Below are 8,560 nucleotides of genomic sequence, written 5' to 3'. Positions count from 1 at the left end.
ACACACTCCCATTGGGGCGCACACAGAACCGGCGGCGGCCGGTCGGACAGGTGTCCGACCGGCCTCCGCCGTTTCTGTTCGTGCCGCAGGCCTCAGGGCTTGTTGGCCGGGCCGCCGATCTGCATGCCGGCCATCCGCGTCCACTCGTACGGACCGGTGCGCACCTTCGCGGCGAACTCGCCGTCGAAGGACTCGTGCATGGTGATCCCGGACTTCTGGGCGGCGCTCTCCGCGACCGCGTACGAGGGGGCGACCAGATCGCCCCAGCCGCCGTCCTCGCCGACCAGGACGATGCGGGTGCCCATCTGTCCGATGTAGGCGAGCTGCCCCTCGGCGCCGCCGTGGGCCTTCGCGAACGCGCCGATCTGCTTGGCCAGCCGCGCCGCCCTGCGCTCCGCGCGCGCCGCCTGCCTGCCGTCCGCCTGGTTGCCGTCCACCTGCTGGGTGGGCTCCGTATCTGCCATGAACAGGATGCTACCGACGGGTAGATCAACTGGCGACGGGCGGGGCGCGTGGCGTCGGCCACGTACCCCGCCCGTCGGCGGAAGTCGAACTGAAGCTGAAGGGGGGACTACCTCAGGAAGGGGTCCACCGCGACGGCGACGAAGAGCAGCGACACATAGGTGATCGACCAGTGGAACAGCCGCATCTCCTTGAGCTTGGCTCCCGCCATCCCGGCCTTGGCCCGGTTCTGCAGGCCGTGCGCCTCCCAGAGCCAGAAGCCACCGGTGAGCAGGGCCACGGCCGTGTAGAACCAGCCGGTGTAGCCCAGCGGGGTCAGCAGCAGCGAGACGACGACCATGACCCAGCTGTAGACCACGATCTGGCGGGCCACCACCCGGTTGGTCGCGACGACCGGGAGCATCGGGACACCGACCCGGGCGTAGTCGTCCTTCACCTTCATGGAGAGCGGCCAGTAGTGCGGCGGCGTCCAGAAGAAGATGACGGCGAACAGGATCACCGCGGCCCAGGACATCGAGTTCGTCACGGCCGACCAGCCGATGAGGACCGGCATGCAGCCCGCGATGCCGCCCCAGACGATGTTCTGCGAGGTCCGGCGCTTCAGCAGCATCGTGTACACGACGACGTAGAAGAGCAGGGCCCCGAGCGACAGCGCCGCCGAGAGCCAGTTCACCAGCAGCCCGAACCAGACCGTCGAGATCACCGCGAGGGCGATGCCGAAGGCCAGGCACTCGCGCGGGCTCACCATGCCGGTGACCAGCGGTCGCTGCGACGTACGGTCCATCAACGCGTCGATGTCGCGGTCGATGTACATGTTCAGTGCATTGGCACCACCGGCGGACAGGTAGCCGCCGACGGTGGTAGTGAGCACGAGCCACAGGTCGGGTACACCCTGAGCGGCCAGGAACATCACCGGAACAGTGGTGATCAGCAACAGCTCGATGATCCGAGGCTTGGTCAGTGCCACGAATGCCTTGACACGGGCCCCGAATGGGCGATGGCCCCCTGGGCTCGGAGTCAAGGCGACCCCTGCGGGTCGGGACTCGACGGCCGTCACGCACACCCCTGACAGAGAAATCCCAGCAAGCTCCGGGCGTAGGGGCCCGGTGAAGACTTGCGCGAACCAGACCACTGTAGACGTTGGGGACATGCCGTTCTTCGCGGGGGTGGGGTCGTGTTGATGTGGCGTGGGAAGCCGTTGCGGCAGCTGCCGGGAGCCGCTCGCTCATCCGGGTGACACGCCGGGTTTTCCGGCCGCTCGGGTGACTCGCTCAGGGGTGTTCCGGCGCGCTCTTCGGAGTGCCTCAGGAGTGGGTCCCCGCGCTCATCGGAGAGGCGCATCGGTGAGCCCTCGCGCTCATACGGGAGGCGAATTAGGCGGGCCGCCCGCACCCTGGGATTAGCCGGAAATAGCGGGTGGCGACGGGGGTAGGCTCGACAACGCCCGGTGCGGTCACAGCCACCGGTTTACAACAGTGGAGAGGAGCCCTGACTCAGGGTGAGCACCAAGCCGACCACCACAGACCTCCAGTGGACCGAATTGGACCAGCGGGCCGTGGACACTGTCCGCGTTCTCGCCGCGGACGCCGTACAGAAGGTCGGAAACGGCCACCCGGGTACGGCCATGAGCCTGGCTCCCGCCGCGTACACCCTCTTCCAGAAGGTGATGCGGCACGACCCCGCCGACGCGGAGTGGACCGGCCGCGACCGGTTCGTCCTCTCGGTGGGCCACAGCAGCCTGACCCTCTACATCCAGCTCTACCTGGCCGGCTACGGCCTGGAGCTGGAGGATCTCGAAGCCTTCCGCACCTGGGGCTCGAAGACCCCGGGGCACCCGGAGTACGGCCACACCACGGGCGTCGAGACGACCACCGGCCCGCTGGGCCAGGGTGTCGCCAACGCCGTGGGCATGGCCATGGCCGCCCGCTACGAGCGCGGCCTGTTCGACCCGGACGCGGCGCCCGGCACCTCGCCGTTCGACCACATGATCTGGGCCGTCGCCGGTGACGGCTGCCTCCAGGAGGGCATCTCCGCGGAGGCGTCCTCGCTGGCCGGGCACCAGAAGCTGGGCAACCTGGTCCTCCTGTGGGACGACAACCACATCTCCATCGAGGGCGACACGGAGACCGCGGTCTCCGAGGACACCCTGAAGCGCTACGAGGCGTACGGCTGGCACGTCCAGCGGGTCGCGCAGCTGCCCAGCGGCGACCTGGACCCGGCGGGTCTGTACCAGGCGCTCCAGGCCGCCAAGGCCGAGACCACGCGCCCGTCGTTCATCGCGGCCCGCTCGATCATCGCCTGGCCCGCCCCGAACGCCCAGAACACCGAGGCGGCGCACGGCTCCGCGCTCGGCGCCGACGAGGTCGCCGCGACCAAGACGGTCCTCGGCTTCGACCCGGAGAAGTCCTTCCAGGTCGCCGACGAGGTCATCGCGCACACCCGTGAGGCGCTGGACCGCGGCCGTGAGACCAGGACCGCGTGGGAGAAGACCTTCGCCGCGTGGCGCACCGCCAACCCGGAGCGCGCCGCCGAGTTCGACCGCATCCGCGCGGGCGAGCTGCCCAAGGGCTGGGAGGACAAGCTCCCGGTCTTCGAGCCCGGCAAGGGCGTCGCCACCCGCGCGGCCTCCGGCAAGGTGCTCCAGGCGCTCGGCGAGATCGTCCCCGAGCTGTGGGGCGGCTCCGCCGACCTCGCGGGCTCGAACAACACCACGATCGACAAGACGTCGTCGTTCCTCCCGGTGGGCAACCCGCTGCCGGGCGCGGACCCGTACGGCCGCACGGTGCACTTCGGTATCCGTGAGCACGCCATGGCGGCCGCCATGAACGGCATCGCGCTGCACGGCAACACCCGCATCTACGGCGGCACCTTCCTGGTGTTCTCCGACTACATGCGCAACGCCGTACGGCTGTCCGCGCTGATGCACGCGCCGGTGACCTACGTGTGGACACACGACTCGATCGGTCTCGGCGAGGACGGCCCGACCCACCAGCCGGTGGAGCACCTGGCCTCCCTGCGCGCGATCCCGGGCCTCAACGTCGTCCGCCCGGCGGACGCCAACGAGACCTCCATCGCCTGGCGCGAGGTCCTGCGCCGCTACACCAAGGTGTTCGGCAAGGGCGCCCCGCACGGTCTGGCGCTGACCCGCCAGGGCGTGCCGACGTACGAGGCGAACGAGAACGCGGCCAAGGGCGGCTACGTCCTGTTCGACGCCGAGACGTCCGACGGGAACAGCGCGGCGCCCGAGGTCCTCCTCATCGGCACCGGCTCCGAGGTCCAGCTCGCCGTCGAGGCGCGCGAGGAGCTCCAGGCGGCCGGCGTCCCGACCCGGGTGGTCTCGATGCCGTGTGTCGAGTGGTTCGAGGAGCAGGACCAGGCGTACAAGGACAGCGTCCTGCCGCCGTCCGTGAAGGCGCGGGTCGCCGTCGAGGCGGGCATCGCGCTGACCTGGTACCGGTACGTCGGGGACGCGGGCCGGATCATCTCGCTGGAGCACTTCGGTGCCTCGGCCGACGCGAAGGTCCTGTTCCGCGAGTTCGGCTTCACCGCCGAGCACGTCGCCGCCGCCGCCCGGGAATCTCTCGCGGCCGCCGCGCGCTGACGCCGTTATACGACTAGTAGGAGATGCAATTCTCATGACAGACGCACTCAAGCGCCTCTCCGACGAGGGCGTGGCGATCTGGCTCGACGACCTCTCGCGCAAGCGGATCACCTCGGGCAACCTGGCCGAGCTGATCGACCAGAGCCACGTCGTGGGTGTCACGACCAACCCGTCGATCTTCCAGAAGGCGATCTCCTCGGGCGACGGTTACGAGCAGCAGCTCACCGACCTCGCGGCCCGCAAGGTGACCGTCGAGGAAGCCCTCCGGATGATCACGACGGCCGACGTCCGCGACGCCGCCGACATCCTGCGCCCGGTCTTCGACGCGACGGGCGGCCAGGACGGCCGGGTCTCCATCGAGGTCGACCCGCGCCTGGCGCACAACACCCTGGCGACGGTCGCCGAGGCCAAGCAGCTCGCCTGGCTGGTGGACCGGCCGAACACGCTCATCAAGATCCCGGCGACCAAGGCCGGCCTGCCCGCGATCACCGAGACCATCGGCCGCGGCATCAGCGTCAACGTCACGCTGATCTTCTCGCTGGAGCGCTACCGCGAGGTCATGGACGCCTACCTGGCGGGCCTGGAGAAGGCGAAGGCCGCGGGCCTGGACCTCTCCAAGATCCACTCGGTGGCCTCCTTCTTCGTGTCCCGGGTGGACACCGAGATCGACAAGCGGCTCGACGCGATCGGCGGCGAGGCGGCCCAGGCCGCCAAGGGCAAGTCCGCCCTCGCCAACGCCCGCCTGGCCTACGAGGCGTACGAGGAGGTCTTCGGCGGCGAGCGCTGGGCCGCCCTCGACAAGGCGCAGGCCAACAAGCAGCGCCCGCTGTGGGCCTCCACCGGCGTCAAGGACCCGTCCCTCAAGGACACCCTGTACGTCGACGACCTCGTCGCCCCGAACACGGTCAACACCATGCCGGAGGCGACTCTGGACGCGGTGGCCGACCATGGCGAGATCACCGGCGACACCGTCACCGGTGGCTACGTCCAGGCCCGTGCCGCCCTCGACGCGATCAAGGAGCTCGGGGTCAGCTACGACGACGTCGTCCAGGTCCTTGAGGACGAGGGCGTCGACAAGTTCGAGACGGCCTGGAACGACCTGCTCAACTCGACAGAGGCGGAACTCAAGCGCCTCGCCCCTTCGGAGGGCTGACCACTTTGTCTGGTGTTCCCGGAGCCAACCCGCTCCGTGACGCCCAGGACCGACGGCTCCCGCGCATCGCGGGGCCGTCGGGCCTGGTCATCTTTGGCGTCACGGGCGATTTGTCCCGTAAAAAGCTGATGCCCGCCATCTACGACCTGGCCAACCGCGGCCTGCTGCCGCCGGGCTTCTCGCTCATCGGTTTCGCGCGCCGCGACTGGGAGGACGAGGACTTCGCCCAGGTCGTCCACGACGCAGTCAAGGAGCATTCCCGCACGCCCTTCCGCGAAGAGGTCTGGCAGCAGCTCAGCCAGGGCATGCGCTTCGTGCAGGGCAACTTCGACGACGACGTCGCCTTCGAGACCCTCAGGGCCACCATCGAGGAGCTCGACAAGGCGCAGGGAACGGGCGGCAACTTCGCCTTCTACCTCTCCGTGCCGCCGAAGTTCTTCCCCAAGGTCGTCCAGCAGCTCAAGAAGCACGGGCTCGCCGACCAGAGCGAGGGTTCCTGGCGCCGGGCCGTCATCGAGAAGCCCTTCGGCCACGACCTGAAGAGCGCGCAGGAGCTCAACCAGCTCGTGCACGACGTCTTCCCGCCGAACGAGGTCTTCCGGATCGACCACTACCTCGGCAAGGAGACGGTCCAGAACATCCTGGCGCTGCGCTTCGCCAACACGATGTGGGAGCCGATCTGGAACAGGTCGTACGTCGACCACGTCCAGATCACCATGGCCGAGGACATCGGCATCGGCGGCCGGGCCGGCTACTACGACGGCATCGGCGCCGCCCGTGACGTCATCCAGAACCACCTGCTCCAGCTGCTGGCCCTGACCGCGATGGAGGAGCCCGGCTCCTTCCACCCCAAGGCCCTGGTCGCGGAGAAGCTCAAGGTGCTCACGGCGGTGGAGCTGCCGGAGGACCTCGGCAAGCACACGGTGCGCGGCCAGTACACGCACGCGTGGCAGGGCGGCCAGGAGGTGCCCGGCTACCTGGAGGAAGACGGGATCGACCCCAAGTCGAAGACCGACACCTTCGCCGCCGTCAAGCTGACGATCAACAACCGCCGCTGGGCGGGCGTGCCGTTCTACCTCCGTACCGGAAAGCGGCTCGGCCGCCGGGTCACGGAGATCGCGGTCGTCTTCAAGCGCGCCCCTTACCTGCCCTTCGAGTCCGGTGCCACGGAGGAGCTGGGCGGCAACGCCCTGGTCATCCGGGTCCAGCCGGACGAGGGAGTGACGGTGCGGTTCGGCTCGAAGGTGCCCGGCACCTCGATGGAGGTACGGGACGTCACGATGGACTTCGCCTACGGCGAGTCCTTCACCGAATCCAGCCCGGAGGCGTACGAGCGGCTCATCCTCGATGTGCTGCTCGGCGACGCCAACCTCTTCCCGCGCCACCAGGAGGTCGAGCTCTCCTGGAACATCCTGGACCCGATCGAGGAGTACTGGGACAAGCACGGCAAGCCGGCGCAGTACCCGGCCGGAACCTGGGGCCCGTCCGAGGCGGACGACATGCTCGCACGAGACGGACGGAGCTGGCGGCGGCCATGAAGATCGATCTCACGGAAACCACGTCCAGCAAGATCAACCAGGCCCTGGTGTCGGCCCGCCGCGCGGTCGGCGCCCCGGCCATCGGGATGGTGCTCACTCTCGTCATCGTCACCGACGAGGAGAACGCCTACGACGCGCTGAAGGCGGCGAGCGACTCCTCGCGGGAGCACCCCTCGCGGATCATCGCCGTGATCAAGCGGGTCAGCCGTTCGCCGCGGGCCCGCCGCGACGCGCGGCTCGACGCCGAGATCCGGGTCGGTTCCGACTCGGGCTCCGGCGAGACCGTCGTGCTGCGTCTCCACGGTGAGCTGGCCAACCACGCCCAGTCGGTCGTCCTGCCGCTGCTGCTGCCGGACGCCCCGGTGGTGCTGTGGTGGCCCCAGGACGCCCCCGCGGACCCGGCGAAGGACGCGCTGGGCGCCCTCGCCCAGCGCCGTATCACCGACACCTACTCGGCCGAGCACCCGATCGACGAGCTGGCGGTGCGCGCGGCGTCGTACCAGCCCGGTGACACGGACCTGGCCTGGACCCGCATCACACCGTGGCGCTCGATGCTGGCGGCGGCGCTCGACCAGCAGCCGGCGGAGGTCATCTCCGCCACGGTCGAGGGCGAGTCCGACAACCCGAGCTGTGAACTGCTGGCCATGTGGCTGGCGGACCGGCTCGGGGTGCCGGTGCAGCGCACCAAGTCCGACGGCCCCGGTCTGACGGCCGTCCGGATGACGACGAAGAGCGGCGACATCGTCCTGGACCGGGCCGACGGCTCGCTCGCCACGCTCTGCATGGTGGGCCAGCCCGACCGCGCGGTGGCGCTCAAGCGCCGCGAGACGGCGGAACTCCTCGCGGAGGAGCTGCGGCGTCTGGACCCGGACAACATCTACGAGTCCACGGTGAAGTTCGGCGTGGAACGCCTCGAAGAGGCGGCGGAGCCGGTGACGGCGAAGAAGGCCGCGCCGTCCGGGGCACCCGCCGCCGCGAAGAAGGCAGCACCGGCGAAGAAGGCGGCGGCCAAGTGACCGTCGTCCCCCAGCTCGTCGTGCACCGCGACAAGGAGCTGATGGCGCAGGCCGCGGCGGCCCGGCTGATCACGAAGATCGTGGACGCCCAGGCCGCGCGCGGTCACGCCTCGGTGGTGCTCACCGGCGGACGCAACGGCAACGGCCTGCTGGCCGCGCTCGCCGGGGCGCCCGCCCGGGACGCCATCGACTGGTCGCGGCTCGACCTGTGGTGGGGCGACGAGCGGTTCCTGCCGGAGGGCGATCCGGAGCGCAATGTCACGCAGGCCCGCGAGGCGCTGCTGGACTCGGTGCCGCTGGACCCGTCCCGGGTGCACGCGATGCCCGCGTCGGACGGTCCGCACGGCGGGGACGTCGAGGCCGCGGCCGCCGCGTACGCCGCCGAGCTGGCGGCGGCGGCCGGTCCGGAGGACCACGGTCCGGTGCCGGTGTTCGACGTGCTGATGCTGGGCGTCGGCCCGGACACGCATGTCGCCTCGCTCTTCCCGGAGCTGCCCGCGGTACGGGAGACCGAGCGCACCGTCGTCGGTGTGCACGGGGCGCCCAAGCCGCCGCCCGTGCGGGTCACGCTCACGCTGCCCGCCATCCGGGCGGCCCGCGAGGTGTGGCTGCTCGCGGCGGGCGAGGACAAGGCGGAGGCCGCGGCCATCGCCCTGTCCGGTGCCGGTGAGATCCAGGCCCCGGCGGCGGGCGCGTACGGACGCGGCCGCACGCTGTGGCTGCTGGACGCGGCGGCGGCATCCCAGCTGCCGCGCGCCCTCTACCCGCCGGCCTCCGCCTGAGCGGTACG

General features: G+C 70.2%; 7 protein-coding genes. 5 read left to right on the top strand and 2 right to left on the bottom strand.

The window, feature by feature from the left end:
• Positions 1 to 92 precede the first annotated feature (92 nt).
• Positions 93 to 464 carry a hypothetical protein gene (locus tag ACFVQ0_RS22840; protein ID WP_390090716.1) on the bottom strand — a complete coding sequence of 124 codons (372 nt, stop codon included), beginning with the start codon at positions 462 to 464 and terminating at the stop codon, positions 93 to 95.
• 107 nt (positions 465 to 571) lie between these two features.
• Positions 572 to 1,525, bottom strand: a complete 954-nt coding sequence (locus ACFVQ0_RS22835) for a heme o synthase (RefSeq protein WP_390090714.1) — start codon at positions 1,523 to 1,525, stop codon at positions 572 to 574.
• A gap of 435 nt (positions 1,526 to 1,960) precedes the next feature.
• Here ACFVQ0_RS22835 and tkt point away from each other — a divergent pair, with 435 nt between their 5' ends.
• Genes tkt through pgl form a run of 5 tightly spaced genes read left to right on the top strand, consistent with a single transcriptional unit; the run spans position 1,961 to position 8,552 of the window.
• Complete coding sequence (tkt, locus tag ACFVQ0_RS22830) at positions 1,961 to 4,063, top strand: transketolase (RefSeq protein WP_390090712.1); 2,103 nt, start codon at positions 1,961 to 1,963, stop codon at positions 4,061 to 4,063.
• Positions 4,064 to 4,097: 34 nt separating this feature from the next.
• On the top strand, positions 4,098 to 5,216 hold the full coding sequence (gene tal / locus ACFVQ0_RS22825) for a transaldolase (RefSeq protein WP_390090710.1): 1,119 nt from the start codon (positions 4,098 to 4,100) through the stop codon (positions 5,214 to 5,216).
• Positions 5,217 to 5,221: 5 nt separating this feature from the next.
• Complete coding sequence (gene zwf, locus ACFVQ0_RS22820; RefSeq protein WP_390090708.1) at positions 5,222 to 6,754, top strand: glucose-6-phosphate dehydrogenase; 1,533 nt, start codon at positions 5,222 to 5,224, stop codon at positions 6,752 to 6,754.
• Entirely contained in the window at positions 6,751 to 7,770 is a 1,020-nt protein-coding gene (gene opcA, locus ACFVQ0_RS22815) for a glucose-6-phosphate dehydrogenase assembly protein OpcA (protein ID WP_390090706.1), read from the top strand. Before zwf ends, opcA begins: the two co-directional genes overlap by 4 nt.
• Positions 7,767 to 8,552: a 6-phosphogluconolactonase gene (gene pgl / locus ACFVQ0_RS22810; protein WP_390090703.1), complete on the top strand. Its 786-nt coding sequence runs from the start codon at positions 7,767 to 7,769 to the stop codon at positions 8,550 to 8,552. Before opcA ends, pgl begins: the two co-directional genes overlap by 4 nt.
• Positions 8,553 to 8,560: the final 8 nt, after the last annotated feature.

The organism is Streptomyces sp. NPDC057900 (genome assembly GCF_042887885.1).
In the GTDB taxonomy this organism is placed as follows: Bacteria; Actinomycetota; Actinomycetes; order Streptomycetales; family Streptomycetaceae; genus Streptomyces.
The sequence above is the reverse complement of the archived record's forward strand: the minus strand, read 5'-3'. Positions and strand labels throughout refer to the sequence as shown.

Bases quoted from the DNA above. Each gene is read 5' to 3' on its own strand.
- ACFVQ0_RS22840 (WP_390090716.1), bottom strand. From the start codon at position 464: ATGGCAGATACGGAGCCCACCCAGCAGGTGGACGGCAACCAGGCGGAC.
- opcA (WP_390090706.1), top strand. From the start codon at position 6,751: ATGAAGATCGATCTCACGGAAACCACGTCCAGCAAGATCAACCAGGCC.
- tal (WP_390090710.1), top strand. From the start codon at position 4,098: ATGACAGACGCACTCAAGCGCCTCTCCGACGAGGGCGTGGCGATCTGG.